The sequence below is a fragment of the Pedobacter sp. 05L430 genome (assembly GCF_056397585.1).
In genome coordinates this window covers 1-440 of the sequence record NZ_JBFTNT010000641.1, presented here as the reverse complement: position 1 = coordinate 440, position 440 = coordinate 1, and the positions used below count along the sequence as shown (strand labels likewise).

The 440-nt window shown below is 41.6% G+C and carries 1 protein-coding gene; it reads left to right on the top strand.

Translation table 11 applies throughout. The annotated features are described in order from the left end of the window. A partial coding sequence (locus AC1DG9_RS27760) for a hypothetical protein (protein ID WP_477635796.1) occupies positions 1 to 440 on the top strand: 440 nt, incomplete at both ends.

Genomic DNA, 440 nt, shown 5'->3' with positions numbered 1-440 from the left:
GATTAATACGAGGCCCGGCGGTAAGAATGAAGCTAATACTGCACGAGTTGTTCAAGGTTCAATAAACTCATTAGGTAATTTAGGGAGTACTACTAATGTAAACCGGAAATCGATAGTTGGGCAACCTGTTATTTCGGGTCAGCATTATAAATTGTCGGGGATGGCTTTTGCTTCAGGCAAAAGTATTGCTTTTAAAAATGCATCCAATGTTTTAGTGGGCACTGTAATTACCGGGTCTGCGATTCCTGCCTCATTAACTGCACCAACTGGAGCAGTAACTGTTGATTATACTGTTAGATTAGATGAGGCTAACGATGCGGGATGGGTTAACCTACAATGGGAAAAGGGAGATGTTGCCACATCGTATGAAGCCTACATCCCATTAGCATATTCGATAGATGGAAAATCATTCTCCGCTAAAGCTCTTGAAGCAGGTAATT